This is a genomic window from Duganella sp. S19_KUP01_CR8 (assembly GCF_036688705.1).
Taxonomy (GTDB): domain Bacteria; phylum Pseudomonadota; class Gammaproteobacteria; order Burkholderiales; family Burkholderiaceae_D; genus Rugamonas.
Map to the genome: position 1 here is coordinate 19,268 of NZ_JAQQPR010000022.1, position 25,850 is coordinate 45,117.

Sequence of the window (25,850 nt, forward strand, 5' to 3'; positions counted from 1 at the left end):
ATTCTGGACTTGTCTCCTCTGGAGGAGATCCCTAGTTTTGGACTTTGCCCGCTCCCCAGCGGGCTTTTTTTTTATTTGACGTCGTTCCCGCGAAAGCGGGAAACCATGCTGAGCGTGCTTCGGATGCGGCTTATGGATTCCCGCCTACGCGGGAATGACGCTACAGCATCAGCACCGCGTACAGCGACTGCACTTCCAGCGCCGATTCGCTCATGATGGCGTGCAGCGTGCCTTCGCCAACCACGAAGTCGATGGTGCGCGCCCCTTGCAGCGTGGTCGCGCCCGGACGCTGGTACAGCGGCGAGTGCACCGGCGACAGATCGTTGGCCAGCAGCAGCGTATCGCCCAGGGTTTCCGGCGGCAACGCGCGCAACCCCACCCACATCGACTCGATCGCCCGGCAAACACCTTCCGGTACGTCCAGCTTCGTCATAACGCCGCGGCCGATTTCCACTTCGCCGTGCTCGACCCAGTCTTCCGGTTCACCATCCATCACTTCCGGGAAGTCGCCGGCGCAGGACAGCATGTAGAAGCCCGCCACCTCGTGCATGATGCCGGCAAATAGCGCCGTATCCGGATCGACGTGCGTGACGCGGCGCGCGATCACCTGCGACAGGGCCGCCACGTGCGCCGTGTGTTCCCACAGTTGATTGATTTTGGCCAGCAGGGCGGGATCGGTGACCTGGCTGCCGATCTGGCGCACGATCAGCGCCGCCACCAGCGATTGCAGGGTGCGCACGCCGAGCCGCTGCACGGCCGCGCGCACGCTGGAGATTTCAGTACCGGAGCGGTTGTAGGCCACCGAGTTGGCGATGGCGACGCTGCGCGCCGCCAGCAATGGGTTTGCCTGGATGAGTTTGGCTGCCGCCTCGGTGTGGCAATCGGGATCGTTCAGCGCTTGCTGCAAGCGCAGCGAGGCGTTGACGTTGGCCGGGAACGAGAGCTCCCCCCGGCTCGCCTGAGCAGCGATAGTCTTGAAGGCGTCGAGTCTGTCCATTGCAAAAAATTATACCCGGAATATTGCCGTGTGGCACTTCTTCTGAAAATACTTTTGTCTGGTACAACGGTACGCCTTCGGCGGGATTACTGCTCGCTGAAGATGGCGTCGCAGCCGTCCTGGGTGGCGTCGGTGTCTTGCAGTTCGTCGGTCAGGCCCAGGTCGAACAGCTCTTCGATGGCGTTCATGAAGCTGTTGTGCTTGGTCGCGCCGATCAGGCGGTAGATTTCGCCGTCTTCGTTGCGTACGCCGATGATCAGCTTTTCCTGGCGGACTTCGTCAGGGGTGGACTGGTTCAGCAGCAGGTTGCCGATGATGTGTTTGTCGAATTTGGCAGGCTTTTTGCCTTCGAGCAGAGTCGTTTTCAAATGATTTCCTTGGTTGAGTCGCAGGTGGACAGGCATTCGGTATGGCCGGCCATGATTACAGTTTTAAGATCGCTCAGGGTTTTTTCAAGGGCGGCGTAGTCGTCTTCGCTGTAGTGCGCGAACACTTTCCCGCTTTCCTTGACGACCGCCGGGAAGACCGTGCAGAACACCTGCTCGCCCTCCGCCGTCAGCCGGACAAAGAAGGAACGTTTGTCGCAGTCGTTGCGCTGACGCTCCACCAACCCTTTTTGTTCCAATCGCTCGATCACGCCGGTCAGCGTACCCTTGGTGATCAGCGTCTTGTCGCCCAATTCTTTATAGGACATGCCGGGCGTATTGCCCAGCGTGGCGATGATATCGAACTGGGCGTGCGTCAAGCCGCTCTGGCGCACGTACTGGCCAGAGAGCCGTTCGTAGCTCTGTAAGCAATCGGCCAGCAGCCGGATGCTTTTCAAAAATCGTTCACCCATAGACCGTGATTATAGCCGGTTCGCACCGGCAATCTTGCCCGGGACTATAATGGAGGACGCACATTCATAATAAAAAAACCATGCCTCAACACTTGCGCGGCATTGCCGCTTTGCTGATCGTGACCCTGGTATGGGGCACGACTTTCCCCGCGATGAAGAACATGACCGGCTACCTGTCGGCCAGCTGGATCGTGCTGTGCCGCTTCGCGCTGGCCGGCCTGCTGTTGCTGCCGTTTATGTGGCGCGCCAAGTGGAACGATATCCGCTGGGGCATCATCGCCGGCGGGGTGTTGTTCCTGTGCTACGTGTTCCAGATCGAGGGGCTGGCGCTGACCAGCTCCAACCGCAACGCCTTCGTCACCGGCCTCAACGTGCTGGTGCCGCCGCTGCTGGGCGTGCTGATGGGCGCGCGGCTGGAGCGCCGCATCGTCGTCGCGCTGGTGCTGGCGCTGGCCGGCCTGTTCGCGTTGTGCTGGGAGGGCAGCTTCACCTGGGGGCGCGGCGATACGCTGGCGCTGCTGTGCGCGCTGTTCTTCGGCATCTACGTCAAGTTGATGGAAACCACCACCCGCAAGGTCGAGAAGCTGATGGTGCTGACCGCCTCGCAGATCCTGACGGTGGCCGTGTGCGCCGCCGCGTGGCTGCTGATCCGCGAAGTGCCGCTGGGCTTTGCCGAGCGCAGCCAGGACTTGCCGGACTACGTGAGCTACATCTGGAAGGGCTTGCAGATGTACGGCCTGAACCTGGTCTACCTGGGCGTGGTCGCCACGGCGGCGATTATTTCGCTGCAAACCTGGGGCCAGAGCCACAGCAGCGCCAACGAGGCGGCCGTGATCTATGCCTTCGAGCCGGGCTGCGCGGCGATCTTCGCGTATTTCTGGCTGGGCGAGACGCTGGCCTGGAACGGCTTGCTGGGCGCGGCGCTGCTGATCTCCGGCATGATCGTCAGCCAGTGGAGCACCGAGCGGCCCGCCGCCGTGCTGGCGCCGGAGTAGGTGTCCCATGTCTTTCGATAATTTATCCCGCGTCACGCAAGAGCGGCCGTTGCGCATGCTGCTGGTGAACGCGGGCGAGTCCGACGCGCTGACCTGGGCCGGCCTGGTGCAGCCGCTGCGCCTGGCCGCCGCCGCGTTGGGCCGCGACGTGCTGCATCTGGAAACCATGACCCCGGCGCAAGTGGTGCTGGCGCAGCCGGGCTGGCACATCGCCTTATTAGTGGCCGACGAGGGCCAGTCGCCGCTGGCGCCCGAGTTGAGCCGCGCCGTCATCGAACGCTGCCGCTCGGCCGAGTACTGGGGCGGCGTCGGCGCCGGCGTGCTGTGGCTGGCCGCAGCCGGGCTGATGGCGGGCGTGCGCATCGCCTTGCCGTGGGCGCTGTACGCCGACACCGAGGGCATTTCCGAACGCGCCATCCTGACGCCTCACCTGTTCGAGCTGGACGGCCGTCACCTGAGCTGCTGCGGCGGCGCCGCCAGCATCGACTTCTCGCTGACCTTGATCGAGCACCTGTTCGGCGCCACCGTGCAGGCCGGCATCAAGGAAAGCCTGTGCATCGAGCGCGTGCGCAGCCACGAGGAACGCCAGCGGGTCGCCCTGCAGGCGCGCTTCGGCGCCTTGCAGCCGCGCCTGTCCGAGGCGGTGACGCTGATGGAAACTAATATCGAGGAACCGCTGTCCACCGACGACATCGCCAACCTGGTCGGCCTGTCGCGCCGCCAGCTGGAGCGGCTGTTCAAGCAATACCTGGGCAGCCTGCCGTCGCGCTACTACCTGGAGTTGCGCCTGCAACGCGCCCGCCAGCTGCTGCTGGAGACCAATCATTCGATCGTGCAGGTGGGGCTGATGTGCGGCTTCTCGTCCGGCTCGCATTTCTCGACCGCCTTCGGCGCCCTGTTCGGCAACACGCCGCGCGAGGAACGCCAGCGCAAGCTGGTGCCGCCGACGGCTTGAGATTCAGGCCGCCGCGGCCGGCCGGTCCTGCTCCGGGGCGCAGCGCGCGGCCGGCGGCGCGCCGGGATCGGGCAAGGCCACCAGCCCTTGTGCGGCGGGCGCCGTGTGGTCGCTCAGGTCGGGTGCCGAGATCGGCAGGTTGAGCTGGAATAGCGTGCCCTGTCCGGGATTGCTATGCAAGGTGATGGTGCCGCCCAGTACACCCGTCACCAGGGTCTGCACGATATACAGTCCCAGCCCGGAGCCGCCCTGGCCCAGGCGCGTGGTGAAGAACGGGTCGTAGACCTTGTTGCGGAACTCGGCCGGGATGCCGCTGCCGTCGTCGCTGTAGATCAGTTCCAGCCGCTCGTCACGGCACTGGGCGGCGATCCGCACCTGGCCCGGCTGGTTGCTGCGAAAACCATGCACCAGCGTGTTCTCCAGCAGGTTGGACAGCACCTGCGCCAGCGGGCCGGGGAAGCTGTCGAGCTCGATGGCGGGGTCGATCTGCAGCGTGATCTTGTGCGGTGTGGCCTTCCACGCGTTGTGATGGGTGGCCAGCACTTCCTCCACCGTGCGCAGCAGCGGAAACTTGCGGCGCCGCACGCTGGCCTGGTCCACCGCCAACTCCTTGAAGTTGTCGATCAGTCCGGCCGCGCGGTAGGCGTTGCGTTCGATGATGTCGCAGGCCTGCTGGCACTGGCCGATGAAATCGTCGGCGCTGGAGCGTTTCAAGGTGCCGGCCGTGAGGCCGTGGCGGAACGCGGCCAGGTGCGCCTTCAGCGTGGTGGCGGCGGTCAGGGTGCTGCCCAGCGGCGTGTTGAGCTCATGTGCGATGCCGGCCACCAGCCGCCCCAGCGACGCCACTTTTTCGGTCTGCACCAGCTGGTCGGCCGCCAGGCGCAAGTCCTCGTTGGCCTGCTCCAGTTCGGCGGTGCGCTGCTGGACCCGGCGCTCCAGCGCCGCGTTGAGCTGCTGGATTTCCTCCTCGCGGGCGCGGCGCATCTGGACTTCGTCGCGCAGCTCGGCGGTGCGGTGCTTGACCATGCGGCGCAGCTGCAGGATGAACAGCAGCGCAAACAGCATCGCCAGTCCCAGCGCATACAGTGGCCGGTAATCGGTTTCATGGTCGTAGCGCACCACCGACCATTTCTGGCGGAAGCCGTCGCGCTCGCTTTTCGGGATCGCGGCCAGGGCCTGGTTCAGGATCGGCAGCAGTTCGGTCCAGTCGCTGCGCAGCCCCATGCCGACGCGGTAGCTGTATTCGGTCTCGCCCGAGACGCGCACATCGTTGCTGCCGTGCTCGACCAATTGGTGGGTGCCGGTCAGCAGCGGCCCGATCAGCGCGCTGACCCGGCCCTGGCGCAGCAGCTCCGTGCCTTCGCGGAAATCGCTGGTCGATACGGTTTGGATCGCCGGCCAGTCGTGCTGCATGGCCTCGATCACGCTGCTGCGGGCGCTGACCGCGACCCGCTTGCCGTTCAAGCCGCCCAGGCCGCCGCTGCTGCTGGTGCCGACCAGGGTGTACAGCACCACCGGCGTGCTCAGGTACGGATCGCTGACCAGCATGAAGCGCTGCCGGTCCGAGGTTTGTGTGATGGCCGACAGCAGGTCGACCTCGCGGCGCTCGATCTGGCCCAGCAGTTCGGCCACGTTCTTGCTTTGCACCAGGGTAAAGCGCACCCCCAGCATCTCCTCCAGGCGGTGCAGGAATTCAATCGAGATGCCGCGCGGCTTGCCATCCTCGCCCTGCGACTCGATCGGCGCGCGGCCGCTATCGACGCCGACCCGTATCACCGGATGGGCCGTCAGCCAGGCGCGCTGGGCCGGTGTCAGCGTCAGCTCGCGTTGCACGCTGGCGCCCTCGGCGCTGGCCAGCCAGCGGGCCCGGATCCGGTCGTGCTCGGCGGCCGGGATGGCGGCCACGCCCTTGTCGACGATGGACAGCAGTTCGGGCGCGTCGTTGCGCAGCGCCAGGCGGATCGCGGCGGCCTCCGAGTCGTAGTACAGCAGCGCGATCTTGAGCGGCGTGGCGGCCGCGCCCAGCATCCGCTGTATCACCGGCAAGTCGTCGAAATAGCCGTCGGCCTGGCCCTGCTGCAGCCGCTCCATGCCTTGCTGCGGATTGTCGACCTCGATCACCTGGCAGCTCGGGCAGCGCGCTCGTATCACCGGCACCCTCACGGTGCCGCGCACCACCGCCACGCGCTCGCCGCCCAGATTGCCCAGGCTGCGCAGGTCGGCATGGTCGGCGCGGGTCGCCATGGCGATCGGCAGCTCCAGGTACGGCGCCGAGAAGTTCAGGCTGCCGCGGCGCTCGGGCCGGTCGCGCGCGCACAGCACGCCGTCCGCCTCATGCGCCATGCCCTTGGCCAGCGCCTCGTTCCAGCTTGAACCCTGATAGCGGAATTGCAGGCCGGTGTAGCGCGCCACCAGTTCCGCATATTCGAAGCAGGCGCCGGCAAAGGACGCGCCGTCGGCATCGGCGCGGCGGAAGATCATGGGGGGATTGTTCTGGTCCAGCGCCATGGTCAGCACCGGATGGGCTTGCATCCAGTCCTGTTCCTGTTGCGTCAGTACGACGCGCGTTGCGGCCGACGCCGGCTGCGCCCGCACTGGCGCCGCGCTGAACAGCGTGATGGCGGCACAAATGACGGTCAGCAATGTTGTCGCGGAGGGCATTTCGCGGGTAACCTTGGCGATTGTAAAGCGGCACATGAAGCATAACTGAGTTTGTAGCCCGAAAGCAGTTTAGTTGCAGGTGACCGATGACTGCGCCAGCGCGCGAGGATTTATGCGAATACTGAAGAATGGACCTGCCCGGGTCGCCTGCCTGGCCGGCTTGGCCGGTATCGGCGCGGCGCCGTTGCCGGCGCAGGCCGTGGGTGCGGACCAGTTGACCCTGTTCGGCGTATTCGACACCTTCGCCACCCGGCTGCACGCCGACGGCCTGGCGCCGGTGGTCCGGCTCGATGCCAGCGGCTTGCTGGCCAGCCGCATCGGCCTGCGCGGGCGCGAGGAGCTGGGCGGCGGCTGGCGCAGCAATTTTTTGCTGGAGGCGGGGCTGGACGGAGACGTCGGCGCCCAGCCCGACGGCAACCGCCTGTTCAACCGGCAAGCCTGGGTCAGCCTGGCGGGCGCGCCCGGGGAGGTGCGGCTGGGGCGGCAGAATACGCCGCAGTTCTACATGAACGGCAAGTTCGACGCCTTCACCAGCGCCACCCAGGCTTCCGGCTGGAACAATCTGTTTGGCGCGCCACCGCGACTGGACAACGCGATCGGCTATCTCTCTCCCAGTTGGGGCGGCTGGACCGTGCAAGCGCTGGCGGGGCGGGGCGCCACGGGCGGCGCGGCGCCGTCGGCCGAACTGGCGGCCAACCAGAGTACCCACCTGGCCGTCGAGGCCGTGGGCGAGGGCTGGTACTGGGGCGCCAACTACCAACTGGTCAAGAATGCCAGCCTGCCCTACAGCGCCCGGCGCGACAGCACGGGCGGCTCATGGGACGCCGGCCATGGCTGGACGCTGTTCGGCGCGGCCGGACGCGAGACCCGTTCGGACGCCAGCCAGCATATCCAACTGTATTCGCTGTCGCTGCGTTATCGGGGCGCCGGGCCGTACTCGGTCTCGGTCGGCTGGGCCGGTTTGCGCGACCATCTGAGCGGAGCCGGTCATGGCAATGCCGATCAACTTGGCGCGCTGTACTTATACCTGCTATCCACCCGCACCACCTTGTATGGTGCGTTGGCCCGTCTCAACCAGCAAGGCCGGCGCAACAGCTTCGCGCTGGTGGGGGCGGCGGTGGTGGCGCCGGCGGCCCAGCTGCGCTCGCCGCAGCCGGGCGGCGACCTCCAGGGCCTGCAGCTGGGCATCCTGCACACCTTCTAGTTGATTAGACAAGTTTGCTTCCCGGCCAAAAATGAAAATCCTTGTCGCGTAGAGAAAAGAGTTTTAGCATCCCGTTTTTTATAATGGGTGACTCCACCCAACATTGATAGGGAATGCCATGAACGCCAAGCTCGATACGACCGTAACTACCCGTCCTGTAACTCGTCAGACTTTTGATGAAGTTCTGGTGCCAACCTATGCACCAGCAGCGATGGTACCGGTCCGAGGCGCTGGTCTGGACCTGTGGGACCAGAATGGCAAGCACTATCTGGACTTCACCTCCGGCATCGCCGTCGCTTCGCTGGGCCATTGCAACCCGATCCTGGTCGAGGCGCTGACCCGCCAGGCCAACACCCTGTGGCACCTGGGCAATGGCTACACCAACGAGCCAGTGCTGCGCCTGGCCACCGCGCTGACCGAAGCGACCTTCGCCGACCGCGCCTTCTTCTGCAACTCCGGCGCCGAAGCCAACGAAGCCGCGCTGAAGCTGGCCCGCAAGTACGCCCACACCAAGTTCGGCGCGCACAAGTCGCGCATCGTGTCGTGCTACCAGTCGTTCCACGGCCGCACGCTGTTCACCGTGTCGGTCGGCGGCCAGTCCAAGTACACCGAAGGCTTCGAACCGCTGCCACCTGCGATCGACCACGTGACCTATAACGACATCGAATCCGCACGCGCCGCCATCGGCGACGACGTTTGCGCAGTGATCGTCGAGCCGCTGCAAGGCGAAGGCGGCGTGGTCCCGGCCGACCAGGCCTTCCTGCAAGAGCTGCGCGACCTGTGCACCAAGACCGGCGCGCTGCTGATCTTCGACGAAGTACAGTGCGGCATGGGCCGTACCGGCGAGCTGTTCCACTACATGACCTACGGCATCACCCCGGACATCCTGACCTCGGCCAAGGCGCTGGGCAACGGCTATCCGATCGGCGCCATGCTGACCACCGAAGAGCTGGCCAAGACGCTGGGCGTGGGCACCCACGGCACCACCTACGGCGGCAACCCGCTGGCCGCGACCGTGGCGCTGACCGTGCTGGACACGATCAACCAGCCGGCCTTCCTGGCCCGCGTCAAGGAAGCCAGCGCCAAGCTGCGCGCGACGATGGAGAAGCTGGTGGCCGATTACTCGCAGGTGTTCACGCTGGTGCGTGGCGCCGGCCTGCTGCAAGGCCTGGTCGTGACCGATGCCTGGAAGGGCCGTTCGAAGGACATCCAGCGCGCCGCTGAAGCGAATGGCCTGATGGTGCTGATCGCCGGCATGGACGTGCTGCGCCTGGCGCCAGCGCTGATCGTCACCGACGCGCAGATCGCCGAAGCCGACCGCATCCTGCGCCTGTCGCTGGACGGCATGCTGAAAGCAGCGTAATCACCGTAGTCATTCCCGCGTAGGCGGGAATCCATGCTGAGCCTCCGGGCCTGCGTTCTATGGGTTCCCGCTTTCGCGGGAACGACACGTTAACGGCCCGGGCGTCCGCCACGGGCTTGCATGCATTTAAAGCACCAAGGAGTTCCCATGTATGTAGTCCGTCCGGTAGAACTTGCGGATATTGCTGCCCTCGAAGCGCTGGCCGCAGTGACCATGCCGGGTGTGCACACCTTGCCGAAAACGCGCGAAAAGATCGCCGACATGATCGAGCGTTCGATCGCCTCGTTTGCCGCGCACGTCGACATCCCCAGCGAAGAATCCTACCTGCTGGTGCTGGAATCGCCGGCCGATAAAACCATCGTCGGCACCGCCGCGATCTTCGCCGCCGCCGGCTCCAATGGCACCTATTTCTCCTTCCGTAACGACGTGATCCAGCAGGTCTCGCGCGACCTGAACATCAGCCACAGCGTGCACGCGCTGACGCTGTGCTCCGAGCTGACCGGCTACTCGCAGCTGTCGAGTTTTTACGTCGGCGAACGCGAACACGGCACGCCGGAAGCGGCCCTGCTGTCACGCGCGCGCCTGATGTTCGCCGTACTGGCGCCGCACCGCTTCGCCGAGCGCTTCTTCGTGCCGCTGGCCGGCGTGACCGATGCCGACGGCGGTTCGCCGTTCTGGGATGCGCTGGGCCGCAAATTCTTCAAGATGGACTTCCTCGACGCCGAGCGCGTCATCGGCGGCGCGCGCAACCGCACGCTGATCGTCGAACTGATGCCGCACTATCCGGTCTACGTACCGCTGCTGCCGGGCGACGCGCAGGCGGCCATGGGCCAGATCCATCCGTCGGGCGAGCTGGCGTTCAACCTGCTGACGGCCGAAGGCTTCGAAGCCGACGACTACATCGACATCTTCGACGGCGGCCCGATCCTGCAGGCGCACAAGAATTCGCTGCGCACTTTCAACGGCGCGCTGCAGCGCCGCGTGACCACCGCCGCCGAATCGCCGGACCGTGGCCGCGAACCGCAGCTGCGCTACGCCGTATCGTCCGGCTCCGAACACAACTTCCGCGCCGTGATCACGCATTGCGCCGCGCTGGAATCGCAAGTCAATGTGGCGCTGACGGCCGACGTGCTGGAAGCGCTCCAGATCGCCGAAGGCGATACCGTCATCTGCGTCAGAATCTAAGAGTGGACCAACTATGCTAGTAGTACGCGCAATCACAGCCAACGACCTCGACGCCCTGTACGTGATGGCCACGCAGGTCGGCAGCGGCATGACCACCCTCAAGCCGGACATGAAGATGATGGGCGACCGCCTGGCGATCGCGGTCGCCTCGTTCGCCGAAACCATCCCGCCCGAAAAGCGCGACTACATGTTCGTCATGGAGGACACCGACAACGGCCGCATCGCCGGCGTGTGCGCGATCAAGGGCGCGGTCGGCCTGACCGAACCGTTCTACAACTACCGTATCGGCACGCTGGTGCACTCCAGCCGCGAGCTGGATGTGTTCACCCGCATGGACACGCTGTACCTGTCGAACGACCTGACCGGCAGCACCGAACTGTGTTCGCTGTTCCTGGCGCCGGACTACCGCACCGGTAACAACGGCAAGCTGCTGTCGAAGAGCCGCTTCCTGTTCATCGCCCAGTTCCCGCACCTGTTCACCGAAAAGCTGATCGCCGAAATGCGCGGCTACCAGGAGGAGAGCGGCCGTTCGCCGTTCTACGAAGGCCTGGGCCGCCACTTCTTCAAGATGGACTTCGACCACGTCGACGACCTGACCGCCGTCGGCAAGAAGTCCTTCATCGCCGAACTGATGCCGCGCCAGCCGCTGTACGTCGCCTACCTGCCGGAAGACGCGCAGGAAGTGATCGGCAAGGTCCACATGTCGACCGCGCCGGCGCGCCGCCTGCTGGAGCAGGAAGGCCTGTACTTCGAAGGCTATGTCGACATCTTCGACGCCGGCCCGGTATTGCAGGCGCGCGTGTCGGAACTGCGCGCCATGCGCGAAAGCACGCTGGCCGAAATCGGCCTGACGACGGACTGGGATTCGGCCTGCGCGCCGGAATCCGCGCCCGCCGAACCGATGCTGGTGTCGAATACCACGCTCAAGGATTTCCGCATGATCCTGTCGCAATCGGTGCCGGTCAACGGCGCCATCGCGCTGCCGGAAGCCGAACAACAACTCCTGCACTGCCATACCGGCGATACGGTGCGCACGCTGACCCTTAATTTGAGGAAGAATCCACATGTCTAAAGTTTTGAGCAACTTCATCAACGGCGAGTGGCTCGCCGGCAGCGGCGCCGAACTGGTGACGATCGATCCATCGAACGGCAAGCAGACCTGGGCCAGCAGCGAATCGACCGCGCAGGACGTGGGCCACGCCGCCGCCGCCGCGCGCGAGGCGTTTGAAGCCTGGGCGCTGACGCCGCTGGCCGAGCGTATCGCCGTCTGCACCCGTTTCCGCGATCTGCTGAAGCAAGACGCGGAAGAGCTGGCGCTGCTGATCGCCGAAGAAGTGGGCAAGCCGATGTGGGAAGCCCGCACCGAAGTGACCACCATGGCCAACAAGATCGACATCTCGGTGCAGGCCTACGGCGCGCGTACCGGCGAGACCCAGAACAAGGTCGCCGACGGCGAGGCCGTGCTGCGTCATCGCCCGCACGGCGTGTTCGGCGTATTCGGTCCTTACAACTTCCCGGGCCACCTGCCGAACGGCCATATCGTGCCGGCGCTGATCGCCGGTAACACCGTGGTCTTCAAGCCTAGCGAATACGCGCCGCGCACCGCCGTCAAGACCGTGCAGTTGTGGGAAAAGGCTGGCGTACCGAAAGGCGTCATCAACCTGGTCAACGGCGGCCGCGATGCGGGCGTCGCGCTGGGCCAGAACGCGTTGCTGGACGGCGTGCTGTTCACCGGCAGCTGCCAGACCGGCACCGCGTTGCACAAGCAGTTCGGTGGCCAGCCGGGCAAGATGCTGGCGCTGGAAATGGGCGGTAACAATCCGCTGGTGGTGTGGGACGTCAAGGACATCGACGCCGCCGTGTTCATGGCGATTTCGTCGGCCTTCATCTCGGCCGGCCAGCGCTGCACCTGCGCGCGCCGCCTGATCGTCAAGCAGGGCGCCGAGGGCGACGCGATCATCGCGCGACTGGTCGATGTAGCCAGCCGTTTGACCATCGGCGCATCCGCCGCCGAACCTGCGCCGTTTATGGGCCCTGTTGTTTCGGCAGCCATCGCCAAACGCCTGGTGCAGGCGCAGGCCGACATGGTCGCCAAGGGCGGCAAGAGCCTGCTGGCGATGCGCCAGCTGGAAGAGAGCACCGGCTTCGTCTCCGCCGGCATCGTCGACGTGACCGACGCCAAAGGCATCCCGGATGAAGAGTGGTTCGGCCCTCTGCTGCAGGTGATCCGAGTGGCGGACTTCGACAGCGCGATCAAAGCCGCCAACGCCACCGAATTCGGCCTGGCCTCGGCGCTGATCTCGAACGACGAAAACCTGTGGAAGATCTTCCAGGTGCGCGCACGCGCCGGCATCGTCAACTGGAACCGTCCGACCACCGGCGCCGCCAGCAGCGCGCCGTTCGGCGGCGTGGGCCAATCGGGCAACCATCGTCCGAGCGCCTACTACGCGGCCGACTACTGCGCCTATCCAGTCGCTTCGATCGAAAACAATGTACTTGAAATGCCTGCGAAACTGTCGCCGGGCATGCACTTCTAAGGAACCGAGATGCGCGCACGCGAATTCAACTTCGACGGCCTGGTAGGCCCATCGCACAACTACGCCGGTCTGTCGTTCGGCAATGTGGCCTCGTTCAGCAACGTCAAGAGCGCTTCGAATCCGAAGCTGGCGGCACTGCAAGGCCTGGCCAAGATGCGCGCGCTGGCCGCGCGTGGTTTCGGCCAGGCGCTGCTGCCGCCGCAGGACCGTCCGAATTTCCGCCTGCTGCGCAGCATCGGTTTCACCGGCAGCGATGCCGAGGTGCTGGCCAAGGCCGCCAAGGAATCGCCGGTGATCCTGGCGTGCGCCTGGTCGGCATCGCCGATGTGGACCGCCAACGCGGCCACGGTCAGCCCGTCCGCCGACAGCGCCGACGGCCGCACCCACTTCACCGCCGCCAACCTGAATAACAAGCTGCACCGCGCTTTCGAGCACGCGCAGTCGGCACGCTCGCTGCGCGCCATCTTCAAGGATGAGAAGCACTTCGCCGTGCATGACGCGCTGCCAGGCACGCCGGCATTCGGCGACGAAGGCGCGGCCAACCACACCCGCCTGTGCAAGGACCACGGCAGCGCCGCCGTCGAGATGTTCGTCTACGGTCGCACCGAGTTCGATGCCTCGGCATCGGCGCCGAAAAAATACCCGGCCCGCCAGACGCTGGAAGCATCGCAGGCGGTCGCCCGTCTGCACGGCCTGTCGGCCGAGCGCACCGTCTACATCCAGCAGAATCCGGACGTGATCGACCAGGGCGTGTTCCACAACGACGTGATCGCGGTCGGCAACGGCAATGTGCTGTTCTTTCACGAGCAGGCGTTTGCCGACGAAGCGGGCGCGCTGGAACAGCTGCGCCGCGCGATGGGCGGCGTGGGCGCGGAGCTGAACGCGATCCGCGTCGATACCGCCAAGGTGTCGGTGGCCGACGCGGTGCACAGCTATCTGTTCAACAGCCAGCTGCTGAGCAAGGACAACGGCAAGATGGCGCTGGTGATCCCGCAGGAGTGCGAGGAAAACGCCGCCGTTGCGGCCTACCTGCAAGGCCTGGTCGCCAGCGGCAACGCGGTCGACGAACTGATTCACTTCGACCTGCGCCAGTCGATGCGCAATGGCGGCGGCCCCGCGTGCCTGCGCCTGCGCGTGGCGCTGACCGACGCCGAAGCGGCTGCCATGCATCAAGGCGTGGTGATGACCGAGGCGCTGTACCACACGCTGGTGGCGTGGGTGGAGAAGCACTACCGCGACCGGCTGGAACCGTCCGACCTGGCCGATCCGGCGCTGGCGATCGAAGTGCACGCCGCGCTGGAAGATCTGAGCCGGATTTTGGGCTTGCCTGGACTGTATGATTTGTAAAACACCATCTCGCCCCCATATGGGGATTTGGTGTCTAATAGCGCTCAACCACTGCCGCGCAGCCACAAGCCGGCGCGGCGCCTGCAACATAAAATACACATAACGTATTGGAGAAGCAACGATGAAACAAATGCCACAAGACCTGCGTAAACAAACGCTGGAATTGGTCAACGCCAGCAAGCCAGCCAGCGACAGCACCCAAGTCGCCGCGCTGATCAGCGCCTGGCTCGGTTCCCTGGACGACGAAGACCTGGCCGGCACCGTGCCCGATAGCCTGGCGCCGGTCCTGTGGGATGGTTTCACTCAAGCTTCCAAGCGCACCGGCTCCGGCGCGCAGATCGCCAGGCTGCGCTACGCGGATGGCCGCGGCGGCATGGCCACCGCGCTGCTGGTGCTGAACGACGACGTGCCTTACCTGGTCGATTCCATGGTCATGGCGATGCGCAAGCTGCGCGTGGGCGTCAACGGTGTATTGAACTCGGTGCTGCCGGTTGCGCGTAACGCGGACGGCGTCGTCACCGCCGTCGGCCAGAGTGGCGACAAACTCGAATCGTATGTACTGTGCCTGCTGTCCGAAGACCTGCCTGAAGCGGAAATCGGCATGCTGGTAGAGCGCCTGGAAATGGTATCGCGCGACGCCGCCGTGGTGCGCCGCGACAAAGCCGCGATGCAGGAACACTTCAGCCGCATCGGCGTCGAAGCCGCTTCGCATGGTGAAGAGGGCAAGGAAGTCGCCGCCTTCCTGGAATGGGCCAAGACCGAAGGCTTCGAGCCGTTCGGCTACGCCTACTACCAGGTCAAGCCGGGCGTGCGCGAATTGGAACGCGACATCCCTAGCCGCATCGGCGTGTTGCAGGATACCTCGCATCCGGTCTACGGCACTTGCCTGGCCAATATCCCTGGTGACTTCGACACGCTGTCGAAACGCGCCCACACGCTGTCGATCGTCAAGGCCGACGTCGAAGGCACGCTGCACCGCGACCAGCAACTGGACTTCATCGGCATCCGCCACACCGACGCGCAAGGCGCGATCCTGGGCGAGTACTGCTTCGTCGGCCTGTTCACCCGCGCCGCCACCGCGACGCCGCTGAACCGCCTGCCGTTCGCGCGTGGCCGCGTGGCCAAGGTGCTGAGCATCGCCGGCGTGCGCCAGGAAGGTTTCCGCGCCGAGAAATTCATCGAGATCCTGGAATCGCTGCCGCGCACCGAAGCGCTGGAAGGCGAACCTGAATGGCTGGCCGAAGTTTGCGGCGCCGTCGTCTCCCTGTACAAGCAGCCGCGCACCAAGGTGTTCGCCCGCCGCGACGTGTACGCGCGCCACCTGAACGTGCTGGTCTACCTGCCGCGCGAGCGTTACAGCGCAAGCGTCGCTTCGTCGCTGGCCAAGGCGCTGCAAGCCAGCTCCGGCGCCCAGTACGTCAGCTCGCAAACGCTGGTGGCCGACGGCCCGCTGGCCCGCGTGTACCTGATCGCCCACGCCGCGCGTTATCCGCTGGACCTGGAAACCGATATCCAGCAACCGCTGTTATCGGTGCTGGACGGCTGGCACGACCAGTTCTCCGCGCTGGCCGACGCCGTGCCGGACGTGCCGCTGCGCGCCAGCCTGCGCAAGATGTGCGCCGCGCTGCCGATCGACTACGTCGCCAGCACCGCGCCGGAAGCAGCCTTCCACGACTTGGGCACCATCCTGCGCAACACCGACCCATCGCGCGTGGACGTGCGAGTGGAAACCGTGGCCGATGCGACCACCATCCGTTTGTATTCCGTCGACCGCGTACCGTCGCTGTCGACCATCCTGCCGGCGCTGCATAACGCCGGCGTGGCGATCGACCGTGAACAGGCGCACTCGCTGCGCGTGGACGGCCAGCGCCACTTCGTCACCAGCCTGTCGGTGGATGCAGCCAGCGCCGCCAACCTGGCCAAGGCCGACATCGTGCCGGTCGCGCAGGAACTGTTCGCAGCATTGTTCAACAACGAAGCCGAAGACGGCCGCCTGAATGGCCTGGTCATCGAAGGCGGCTTGAGTGTGCGCCAGGTACAACTGGTACGCGCCTACATGAGCTACTGGCGCCAGACCGGCAGCCGTTTTTCGGTGCGCTACATCGCCGAATCGCTGCGCAAGCAGCCGGTGGTGGTCAAGCAGCTGGTGGACGCCTTCCTGCAGCGCTTCAACCCAGCGCTGGACGCCGCCACCCGCGCCGCCGCACTGGACGCGCTGGCCGGCATCAAGAGCCGCCTGCCGGCGATCAACCACGCCGACAGCGAAGAAGTGCTGGGCGCGATGACCGACCTGATGGTCGCCACGCTGCGCACCAACTACTTCCAGAATAACCAGAAGGGCGACAAGATCATCTTCAAGTTCGACACCAGCAGCCTGTCGCTGGTGCCGGAACCGCGTCCGTTCCGCGAGATCTTCGTGTTCTCGCGCCGCTTCGAAGGCGTGCACCTGCGTGGCGGCCCGGTCGCCCGCGGCGGCCTGCGCTGGTCGGACCGCATGGAAGACTACCGCACCGAAGTCCTCGGCCTGGTGAAGGCACAGATGGTGAAGAACGCCGTCATCGTGCCGGCCGGCGCCAAGGGCGGTTTCGTCTGCAAGCAGATGCCGAAGGACGCCGTGCGTGAAACCATCGCGGCCGAAGGCGAAGCAGTGTATCGCCTGTTCATCGCCAGCCTGCTGGAAATGACCGACAACCGCGTGCTGGGCAAGATCGTTTCGCCGGCCGATACCATCTGCTACGACGAAAACGACCCGTACCTGGTGGTGGCCGCCGACAAGGGCACCGCGACCTTCTCCGACATCGCCAACGGCATCGCCGTGCAGCGCGGCTTCTGGCTGGGCGACGCGTTCGCGTCGGGCGGCTCGAACGGCTACGATCACAAGAAGATGGGCATCACCGCCAAGGGCGCGTTCGAAGCCGTCAAGCGCCATTTCTACGAAATGGACCACGACATCCACGCCACGCAAGTGACGATGGTCGGCGTGGGCGATATGTCGGGCGACGTGTTCGGCAACGGCGCGCTGCTGTCGCGCAAACTGAAAATCGTGGCGGCCTTCGATCACCGTCATATCTTCCTCGATCCGAATCCGGACATGGAAAAATCCTTCGTCGAACGCGAGCGCATGTTCGCGCTGCCGCGTTCCTCGTGGGACGACTACAACAAGGAACTGATCTCGGCCGGCGGCGGCGTTTATCCGCGTAGCGCCCGCAGCATCGAGCTGTCGCCGCAGATCCGCGCCGCGCTGGACATCGAGGAAACCTCGCTGCCGCCGGAAGAGCTGATGCACCGCATCCTGCTGGCGCCGGTGGACCTGTTCTACAACGGCGGTATCGGCACCTACATCAAGGCGTCGACCGAATCGCACGCCCAGGTGAAGGACCGCGCCAACGACAACATCCGTGTCGACGGCAACCAGCTGCGCTGCAAGGTCGTCTCCGAAGGCGGCAACCTGGGCGCGACCCAGGCCGGCCGTATCGAGTTCGCGCTGGCGGGCGGCCGTATCTTCACCGATGCGATCGACAACTCGGCCGGCGTGGATTGCTCCGACCATGAAGTGAACGCGAAGATGTGGCTGGACGTGGAAATGAACGCCGGTCAGCTGAGCGAAGCAGACCGCAACCGCGTGCTGAACGAAATGACCGCGGACATCGAGCGCCTGGTCCTGCGCGACAACACGCTGCAAACGCAGCTGCTGGTGCGCGAAGCACAGGCGCAGACCGACGCCGCCGTGCAAGACGGCTACGCCGCGCTGATCGCGTCGCTGGAAGAAGAGGGCGCGCTGTCGCGTGAGCTGGAGCAGCTGCCATCGGTGGCTGAACTGGCGCGCCGCAAGGCCGACGGCCGTTGCCTGACCACGCCGGAACTGGCGGTGGTGATCGCCAACGTGAAGAACCGTTACAAGCGCATCCTGTCGGCGCTGCCGCTGACGGACCTGAGCTGGGCCGAGTCGGTGCTGAAGCCGTACTTCCCGGATCTGCTGGTGGCAACCCGTCCTGCGCTGGCGCACCCGCTGGCCAACGCCATCCTGGCGACCGTGCTGGCCAATGAATCGGTCAACCGCTGCGGCCCGCTGATGCTGCGCCAACTGGCCGGTGAGCATGGCGTGGATGAATCGGATGTGATCCTGGCGTGGGGCCAGGCATGGTCCGCGTTGAACCTGGCGCCGATCTTCACGACGCTGGATGCGGATGCGTTGAAGGTGCCGCGTGCCGTGTCGATCAAGGTCGATGCGCGCACCCGCGTGCTGCAAAAATCGGTGATCGAAGGCGTGCTGACGGTGCCTGCCGACCAGCTGCGCGCCGGTGTCGCCGAGTTGACCAAGCTGTTCGCCAAGCCTGAAACGCTGGCGCAGCTGACGCCAGCCGACGGCCAGTCCGATGCGGACATTACCTCCGGCCTGCGCGCCGAATTCGTACAGGCCTGGAAGGCTGTCGAGGCGATCGATGCGGTGGCGGCGTTTGTGTTCGCGGCGTTGTCGGTATCGCGTCCGGAAGGCATGGACCTGCCGGCGTTCCTGCAGGTTGGCCTGGCGCTGCGCGCGCAGGTCGGCATCGACACGCTGGAGCGCGGCCTGAAACTGCCGGCCACCAGCCGTTCGCAAGAGCAGCTGCGCAGCTACGCGCAGAACGCGCTGCGCCGCACGCAGCAACGCTTGCTGTCGCAGGTGCTGCAGCATGCGACCGGCGGCCATACGGCGGCGGAAGCGGTGGAAGTCGTGGCGAACACGCTGGGCTTGTCCGGCTACGCTGCGGCGACCGATCTGGAACAGGCGATGCTGGACGTTTGGGCTTTGTCCGAAGCGACCAACGCAGGCAACGCGATGCTGGCGGTGTAAGTAGATGAGCGATTTGCCCAAGGTTTTGCCGGAATCTGTGCGTGCGCTGGCTGAAGCGGATTTCAGCGTTGTTGCGCAGCGCTTTTCGGCGGCCGGGTTTGCGGTGACGCAGCCGGCCGACGGTATCCTGACCATCAAGGCCGGGGGCGAACGTCCGAGCGTGCTGATTTCGGTTGGCGTGCACGGTGACGAGACGGGACCGATCGAGGTGGTGGCGTATCTGCTGGACGCCTTGTCGCAGCAGGCGTCCGCGCTGGCGGTCAACCTGATGCTTTGCGTTGGCAATATCGGCGCGATCAGGGCCGGCAAGCGCTTCATCGATGCGGACTTGAACCGCATGTTCCGCAAGGAGCGCGGTACGCTGGAAGGCACGTCCGAAGCGGGGCGCGCCGATGTGATGATCGCCGCGACCACGGCTTTCTTCGAAGGCGCTGGGCCGGTGCGCTGGCATCTGGATTTGCATACGGCGATACGGCCGTCGGTGTATCCGACCTTTGCCATCGTGCCGGAGCTGATCGCCGACCAGCCGCGCCGCGAGTTGATCGAGTGGTTAGGATTGGCCGGTATCGGCGCGGTCATCATGAACCCGGCTTCGGTCGGGACGTACAGTTACTACTCGGCCGAGCATCACGCGGCGGCCGGCACCACGGTGGAGCTGGGGCGCATCGGTACCTTGGGGCAGAACGATCTGTCGCAGTTTGCCGATGCTTCGCTGGCGCTGGATGACCTGCTGCGCGGCGCGGCCAAGCGTGAGGCCAGGCAGCAGCCGCACGTGTTCAACACCGCGCGCCAGATCATCAAGTTGAGCGACAAGTTCCAGATGGCGTTCGGTAAAGAGACGCACAACTTCACGGCGCTCAAGCAGGGCGAGGAAATCGCCCGCGACGGCGATACCATCTACACCGTCCAGTATCCCGAGGAGCTGGTGGTGTTCCCCAACCCCGACGTCCGTATCGGCCTGCGCGCCGGCCTGATGGTGGTGCGGGTCGCCTGATCTTTACGTCGCTTTACACTCTGCGGGGTCATGGTTACATGGATTAGTTCGTTAATAGGAACAACAGTGTCCTAACAACGGAGTAATCATCATGACGACAGCAATCAGCGGCGTTTCAAGCGCCAGCACCCAAGCCGCCTCCTTCGATCCTGCGAAGGGCGCGGCACGCTTTGTGGCCAAGGTATTCACCGACCTGGATAGCGACAAGGACGGCAAGGTCAATAAAGACGAATTCGTATCCGGCCTGGAATCGAAGGGCGTGTCGGTCGATGACGCCACCAAGCAGTTCGACGCGATCGATACGCAGAAGACTGGTTCAATCACCCAATCCGATCTGGAAACCGCGATCAAGAGCGGCACCTTCGCGCCACCGCGTCCCAGCGGTGATGCGGGTGGCGCTGGCGGTGCCCAAGGCGCGCGAGGCGGCCAAGGTGCCGGCGGTGCGCGCGGCGCGGGTGGTGGCGGCAGCAGCACAAGCAGCTCGACCACAACCTACGAAGCGGCTGACACCAACAAGGACGGCACGGTCTCCGCACAGGAGCAACTGGTCTACAGCATCGCCCATCCCGACAAAACCACCGACGCCAGCAAGATCGGCAACAACGTTGATCAGCTGGCCTGAGCATCTAATTGGCCTAGATTGCGCTACACTCGCAGTTCTCTATTTCATCTCTGGAGTTCGCGATGTCGTTATCGATGCATCAGGTTTCGGTGCCCGTGTTTGTGCGTGGCTTGAAGGTGTTGTCGGATTTGCTGGCGAAGGCCGAGGCGCATGTTGAACAGCATGGCTCGGTGCCGGATGCGATGATTTCCGCGCGGCTGGCGGACGATATGCTGCCGCTGTCGGCGCAGGTGCAGCGCGCCAGCGATACGTCGAAATTGTCGGTGGAGCGCTTGAGCGGCGTGCCCGCGCCCAAGTTTGAAGACAACGAAACCTCGTTCGCGCAATTACAACAGCGGATCGCCGATACCATCACTTACCTGGACAGCGTCGCCGAAAGCGACTTCGCCGGCAGCGAGGCGCGCGCGATCAAACTTAATTTTGGTTCGTTCCAGCCGGAGTTCCAGGGGGACGACTATTTGCTGACGTTCGCATTGCCGAACTTCTTCTTCCACATCGTCACCGCCCACGACATCCTGCGCAACCAGGGCGTCCCGGTCGGCAAGCGCGATTATCTCGGGCCGTTCGCGTAGGTGCTTAAGCGCGCATCAGCCAGGCCGCCAGCGTGCCCGCCAGACCCAACAAAACAACGGCGGCGCCCGCGACGGCAGGATGGAAACGCCGGGATACGGTAGGGATCTTTTGAATTGGCATGATGGGCTCTCTCTTGGCTTGATGTAACACTTGAGCCTAGAGTAGCTTGACAACAATTTCCAATCTATACATCCCGCTGTATCAAAAGTAAGCAACTGTAACGGAGCCCTTACCCCGCCTGGGGTCTGAGTTGTTTTTCTAACACAAAATTACTGTAATGCGACAGGCCGGAAGGCCCTATAATCGCTTAGTTTTTTTGCCCGTACATATCTCCCACAAGGATTGCCTGTGAACCAAACGCTGGTCCAGAAACTGACCCGTACCAAGCCGGTCGATAACACAGTAGAAACTGCTCCTACCAATAGCAATGGCCTGCACCGCTCCATAGGCTTGTTTCCCCTGACAATGATTGGTGTCGGCGCCACGATCGGCACCGGTATCTTCTTCACGATGGTGGAAGCCGTGCCGAAAGCCGGGCCTTCCGTGATCCTGTCCTTCCTGTTCGCCGCCATCACCGCCGGCCTGACCGCGCTGTGCTACGCCGAACTGTCGTTCCGCATTCCAGCGTCCGGCTCGTCGTATTCGTTTGCGTACGCCACGGTCGGCGAGTTCCTGGCCTTCATCATGGCGGCCTGCCTGCTGCTCGAATACGGGTTGGCGGCCAGCGCGACGGCGATCGGCTGGTCCGATTACCTGAACAACTTCCTGAACAACGCCTTCGGCTGGCATATCCCCGAAGTGCTGCGCTCACCGATGATCGTCTCCACGCCCAAGGGCATCGAGTTCCACGCCGGGCATATCAACCTGCCGCCAGTGATGCTGGTCTGCCTGTGCTGCCTGCTGCTGATACGCGGCACCAAGGAGTCGGCCACCACCAACGCCGTCATGGTGATGATCAAGCTGGCGATCCTGATCTTCTTCGTGGTGATCGCCTTCTCCGGCTTTGATATAAACAATTTCCATCCTTTCTTCAGCCCGGACAACGGCGTCCACATCACCGGCATGACCGGCGTGACGGCCGCGGCGGCGACCGTGTTCTTCTCCTTCATCGGACTGGATACCGTGGCCACCGCCGGCGAGGAAGTACGCGACCCCAAGCGCAATGTGCCGATCGGTATCCTGGCGGCGCTGGGCATCGTGACCCTGTTCTACCTGCTGGTGGCCGTGGCCGCGATGGGCGCGCAGCCTGCCTACAAGTTCGCCGGGCAGGAAGCCGGCCTGGCCGTGATCCTGCAAAACGTGACGGGCAAGACCTGGCCGGCGCTGGTGCTGGCGGCGGGGGCCGTGATTTCGGTGTTCAGCGTGACGCTGGTGACGATCTACGGCCAGACCCGCATCCTGTACGCGATCTCGAAGGATGGCCTGATCTCGCCATCGTTCCGCAAGGTCAACCCGCGCACCGCCTCGCCGGTGCATAACACGCTGATCGTCTGCGTGGTGGTTGGCCTGGTGGCCGGTTTCGTCGATGCGACCTTCCTGTGGGATATGGTCAGCATGGGCACGCTGACGGCCTTCATCGTGGTATCGCTGGCGGTGCCGGTGATGCGCAAGAAGGAAAACGGCAAAGGCACCAAAGGCTTCCGCGTACCGTTCGGCCCATACGTGGTGCCGGGCTTGAGCATCGTGGCTTGCTTGTACTTGATGTTCGGCCTGTCGATGACGACCTACACCATCTTCATCATCTGGATGAGCGCGGCGGTCCTGACGTACTTCCTGTACGGCATGCGCAATTCGCGATTGAATCACGCCAAGTAAAACGCTAGCACGTAAAAAAGCCCCGGCCGCTTGCGCGTGACCGGGGCTTTTTAACGTCTGTTGCTTACGCTTCTTCTTTGCCTGGCTTGGCGCCCAGGTAGAGGCGCAGTACGAGACCGGACAGGGCGATGGCGGCAGGCAGGTTTTCGATGATGGTCAGCATGGTGATCTCCAGAAAGTTAAATTCGATTCGATTAGCCGCGCGACGCCATGTAGCGCAGTTCGGCGGACAGGTTAGGGGAATGACGCTCGCAGTCATTGGCCAGGCGGTTCAGCCAGGATGCGGAGGCTTCCATCTGGCGTTGCGAAACATCCTCGTCCGCCACGACGGCTGGACGTGGCTTGACGGCAAACAGTGCGGCGATCAGCTGGCGGGCTGCGGCTACAACATTGCTTGCATAGCGGGTCGTGGTCAGGTCGATGTAAATCAGGTTGTTCGCTGCGCTCATCAGAAGCTCCTTAAATGTTCGTTTGTTGCAGTGCAGTATGCGCGTCTTTCAGTAATAAATAAAATTTTGATTTATGATACTCGCCATAAGCAAACCATATAACTCACGATTTCCCCTATGACGGAAGCGTTCTGAACAGTAACTTTTTTAGCTTGGGATTTTTTACGAGCCGACCGCCATCAGGTATGATTACTGTCCAACTGGCAATAATTTGACGGAGCTCCGATGTCCCTGCGTACCAAATTCATGCTCGCTTTGCTACTGACCGGGCTGGCGGCAGTGGCGATGGTGGGTGGCCTTGCCTATGTGGGCATGACCAAGAAGGTTGACATCATCCGCCGCCAGCACGCCGCCGACAGTTTTTACGAGGGCATGAGCGGCTACCTGCAGAAGTACGGCAGTTGGCAAGCCGCCGTCAAGGCCGAACCCTTCGACGATTTCATGCATAGCTACCATGACGCGCAGGGCATGCGGCCACCACCGCCGCCGGATGGCGAAGAGGATGCGGGACCGCCGCAGGGCGAAGGGCCTCCACGCCCCGGCGATCGCCGGCCGCCGCGCCGTGGCGGTGGCGAGCCGCCGTTCCACTTCATCGTGGCGGACCAGGATTACCATGTGGTGTTGGGGGCCGGTGTGTATCGGCCTGGTGAATTGCTGCCTGAGTCGGCCCGCAAGGACGCGCGCGCCGTCAAGTCGGGCGAGCGGGTGCTGGCCTATATCTCTCCGGAAGGCATATTCACTCCCAGCAAACAGGAACAGCAATACATGGATGCGATGAGCGAAGCGCTAGTGGCCGGCGTGACCGGCGCGGCGGCATTGGCGCTGGTGCTGGGCGTTCTGCTGAGCCGGGGCCTGAGCCGCAAGCTCAGTCACCTGACCGGCGCGGTGCGCGCCATGCACGGCGGCTCGCTGCTGCAACGGGTGCCGGTGGAAGGCAAGGACGAAGTGGCCACGCTGGCCAGTGCCTTCAACGACATGAGCGAACAATTGGCGCGTTCGCACGAGGAGCTGAAGGAGTCGCACCAGACCATCCTGGCGCAGGCCGAGCAGATGCGCGAATTGAGCGTGCGCGACGCCCTGACCAAGCTGCACAACCGCCGCCATTTCGACGAACAGGCGACCACGCTGTTCAGCCACGCGGTGCGCTACCAGCGGCCATTGAGCGTGGTGATAGGGGATATCGATTTCTTCAAGCGGATCAACGACCAGTTCTCGCACGCCACCGGCGACGCGGTGCTGCGCCAGGTGGGCGAGATCTTGCGCAGCCACATGCGATTGAGCGACCTGGTGGCGCGCTACGGCGGCGAGGAATTCGTGATCGCCTACCCCGAGACCGAGCTGCCGCAGGCGGCGGCCTTGTGCGACAAGCTGCGCAACATGATCGAAAGCTTCCCGTGGCACGAGGTGCACCCGGATCTGAAGGTCACCATGAGCATGGGCGTGTACGCCGACCTGGCCGCCGGCACCGCCGAGGCGATGCTGCAAAAGGCCGATGCGCTGTTGTACCGCGCCAAGCAGACGGGCCGCAACCGCGTCTGCTTCGCTTAATTAGCCGCGCTGGCCTAACCAGCGCCCGCCGAACATGGTGCAGATCAGCGAGGCGACGATCAGCGAGATGCCGGCCCATTGCCAGCCGGTGATGACGTCGCCCAGCACGATCATGCCGGCGCTGATGCCGACCACCGGCACGCCGAGGCTGAACGGCGCCACGCGGTTGACCGGGTGGCGCTTCAGCAGGCGTGTCCACATGGCGTAGCCGAGGATGGTCGCCATCCAGCCCAGGTAGGCGGCCGAGATCCAGGTGGCCAGCGGCGCGCTGGTCCAGCTCCAGCGCGTGACCGGATCGTCGAAGGCCAGCGACAGGCCGATGAACGGCAAGATCGGCACCAGGCTGCACCAGACCATGAAACCCACCACATCGAATTGCGGCGTGGCCTGCTGCGCGCGGCGCACGACGATGTTGGACGCCGCCCACATCGCGGCGGCGGCCAGGCAGAGCACAAAGCCGCCGGCGGTGGTGCCGCCCGCGTGGCCGGGCTGCACATAGTTCATGCCGAAGCAGACCAGGCCCACGGCGGCCAGCAGCAGGCCCGCTTGCAGCGCGCGGCTGGCGCGTTCGTGCAGCAGCGCGAAACCGAAGAAGGCGGTGAAGAAGACTTGCGTTTGCAGGATCACCGAAGCCAGAGCGGCCGACATGCCGACCTTCAGCGACAGGAACAGCAGGCCGAATTGGCCTACGCCTTGGCATAAGCCGTAGGCCACGATCCATTTCACCGGCAGCTTGGGCGGGCGGATGAACAGGATCAGCGGCAGCACGGCGAAGATGTAGCGGGCGGCGCCCATCTGGAATGGCGTCAGGTCGCGCAGGCCGACCTTCATCGCGACGAAGTTGGTGCCCCAGATCAGGACGACGAACAGGGCGGAGATCAGGTCACGGGTGCTGAATGAAGCTGTGGAGGTGGCGGCGGTCATGTTGCCATC

General features: G+C 64.4%; 20 protein-coding genes. 14 read left to right on the forward strand and 6 right to left on the reverse strand.

The genetic code is table 11. The features are described 5' to 3' along the window. Nucleotides 1–160: 160 nt before the first annotated feature. From V6M89_RS21070 to V6M89_RS21080, 3 genes are all read right to left on the reverse strand, one after another. Entirely contained in the window at nt 161–997 is an 837-nt protein-coding gene (locus V6M89_RS21070) for an HDOD domain-containing protein (protein WP_332855011.1), read from the reverse strand. An 86-nt stretch (nt 998–1,083) separates the two neighbouring features. After that, nucleotides 1,084–1,365 carry a hypothetical protein gene (locus tag V6M89_RS21075; RefSeq protein WP_020700711.1) on the reverse strand — a complete coding sequence of 94 codons (282 nt, stop codon included), beginning with the start codon at nt 1,363–1,365 and terminating at the stop codon, nt 1,084–1,086. Continuing rightward, on the reverse strand, nt 1,362–1,835 hold the full coding sequence (locus V6M89_RS21080) for a MarR family winged helix-turn-helix transcriptional regulator (protein WP_332855012.1): 474 nt from the start codon (nt 1,833–1,835) through the stop codon (nt 1,362–1,364). The genes V6M89_RS21075 and V6M89_RS21080 overlap by 4 nt, the downstream gene beginning before the upstream one ends. An 80-nt stretch (nt 1,836–1,915) precedes the next feature. Between V6M89_RS21080 and V6M89_RS21085 the strand changes: the two genes are divergently transcribed. Further along, nucleotides 1,916–2,830 carry a DMT family transporter gene (locus V6M89_RS21085; protein ID WP_332855013.1) on the forward strand — a complete coding sequence of 305 codons (915 nt, stop codon included), beginning with the start codon at nt 1,916–1,918 and terminating at the stop codon, nt 2,828–2,830. 7 nt (nt 2,831–2,837) lie between these two features. Continuing rightward, on the forward strand, nt 2,838–3,785 hold the full coding sequence (locus V6M89_RS21090; RefSeq protein ID WP_332855014.1) for a GlxA family transcriptional regulator: 948 nt from the start codon (nt 2,838–2,840) through the stop codon (nt 3,783–3,785). Nucleotides 3,786–3,788: 3 nt separating this feature from the next. On the opposite strand, the gene V6M89_RS21095 is transcribed toward V6M89_RS21090, so the two are convergent. Next, nucleotides 3,789–6,446: a transporter substrate-binding domain-containing protein gene (locus V6M89_RS21095; RefSeq protein WP_332855015.1), complete on the reverse strand. Its 2,658-nt coding sequence runs from the start codon at nt 6,444–6,446 to the stop codon at nt 3,789–3,791. A gap of 112 nt (nt 6,447–6,558) precedes the next feature. Here V6M89_RS21095 and V6M89_RS21100 point away from each other — a divergent pair, with 112 nt between their 5' ends. From V6M89_RS21100 to V6M89_RS21150, 11 genes are all read left to right on the forward strand, one after another. Continuing rightward, on the forward strand, nt 6,559–7,650 hold the full coding sequence (locus V6M89_RS21100) for a porin (RefSeq protein ID WP_332855016.1): 1,092 nt from the start codon (nt 6,559–6,561) through the stop codon (nt 7,648–7,650). 118 nt (nt 7,651–7,768) lie between these two features. Beyond that, on the forward strand, nt 7,769–9,013 hold the full coding sequence (gene astC, locus V6M89_RS21105) for an acetylornithine/succinylornithine family transaminase (RefSeq protein ID WP_332855017.1): 1,245 nt from the start codon (nt 7,769–7,771) through the stop codon (nt 9,011–9,013). 147 nt (nt 9,014–9,160) lie between these two features. Beyond that, nucleotides 9,161–10,198: an arginine N-succinyltransferase gene (locus V6M89_RS21110; RefSeq protein ID WP_116991934.1), complete on the forward strand. Its 1,038-nt coding sequence runs from the start codon at nt 9,161–9,163 to the stop codon at nt 10,196–10,198. A 13-nt stretch (nt 10,199–10,211) separates the two neighbouring features. After that, nucleotides 10,212–11,270 carry an arginine N-succinyltransferase gene (gene astA, locus V6M89_RS21115; protein ID WP_332855018.1) on the forward strand — a complete coding sequence of 353 codons (1,059 nt, stop codon included), beginning with the start codon at nt 10,212–10,214 and terminating at the stop codon, nt 11,268–11,270. Beyond that, a complete protein-coding gene (gene astD / locus V6M89_RS21120) occupies nt 11,263–12,735 on the forward strand; it encodes a succinylglutamate-semialdehyde dehydrogenase (protein ID WP_332855019.1) in 1,473 nt (490 codons plus the stop codon). Before astA ends, astD begins: the two co-directional genes overlap by 8 nt. Before the next feature lie 9 nt (nt 12,736–12,744). Then, nucleotides 12,745–14,082, forward strand: a complete 1,338-nt coding sequence (gene astB, locus V6M89_RS21125) for an N-succinylarginine dihydrolase (protein ID WP_332855020.1) — start codon at nt 12,745–12,747, stop codon at nt 14,080–14,082. A gap of 121 nt (nt 14,083–14,203) precedes the next feature. Continuing rightward, entirely contained in the window at nt 14,204–18,916 is a 4,713-nt protein-coding gene (locus V6M89_RS21130) for an NAD-glutamate dehydrogenase domain-containing protein (protein ID WP_332855021.1), read from the forward strand. Between the two features lie 4 nt (nt 18,917–18,920). Beyond that, nucleotides 18,921–19,910, forward strand: a complete 990-nt coding sequence (locus V6M89_RS21135) for a succinylglutamate desuccinylase (protein WP_332855022.1) — start codon at nt 18,921–18,923, stop codon at nt 19,908–19,910. Between the two features lie 91 nt (nt 19,911–20,001). After that, entirely contained in the window at nt 20,002–20,532 is a 531-nt protein-coding gene (locus V6M89_RS21140) for an EF-hand domain-containing protein (protein WP_332855023.1), read from the forward strand. A 62-nt stretch (nt 20,533–20,594) separates the two neighbouring features. Then, on the forward strand, nt 20,595–21,104 hold the full coding sequence (locus V6M89_RS21145) for a DUF1993 domain-containing protein (protein WP_332855024.1): 510 nt from the start codon (nt 20,595–20,597) through the stop codon (nt 21,102–21,104). Nucleotides 21,105–21,453: 349 nt separating this feature from the next. Further along, nucleotides 21,454–22,920 carry an APC family permease gene (locus V6M89_RS21150; RefSeq protein ID WP_332855025.1) on the forward strand — a complete coding sequence of 489 codons (1,467 nt, stop codon included), beginning with the start codon at nt 21,454–21,456 and terminating at the stop codon, nt 22,918–22,920. 194 nt (nt 22,921–23,114) lie between these two features. Here V6M89_RS21150 and V6M89_RS21155 read toward each other — a convergent pair whose 3' ends face one another. Continuing rightward, nucleotides 23,115–23,369 (reverse strand): hypothetical protein, encoded by a 255-nt coding sequence (locus tag V6M89_RS21155; protein WP_332855026.1) that lies wholly within the window; start codon nt 23,367–23,369, stop codon nt 23,115–23,117. A 225-nt stretch (nt 23,370–23,594) separates the two neighbouring features. On the opposite strand from V6M89_RS21155, the gene V6M89_RS21160 reads away from it, so the two are divergent. Continuing rightward, nucleotides 23,595–24,917, forward strand: a complete 1,323-nt coding sequence (locus V6M89_RS21160; RefSeq protein ID WP_332855027.1) for a sensor domain-containing diguanylate cyclase — start codon at nt 23,595–23,597, stop codon at nt 24,915–24,917. On the opposite strand, the gene V6M89_RS21165 is transcribed toward V6M89_RS21160, so the two are convergent. Beyond that, a complete protein-coding gene (locus V6M89_RS21165; RefSeq protein ID WP_332855028.1) occupies nt 24,918–25,841 on the reverse strand; it encodes an EamA family transporter in 924 nt (307 codons plus the stop codon). Nucleotides 25,842–25,850: the final 9 nt, after the last annotated feature.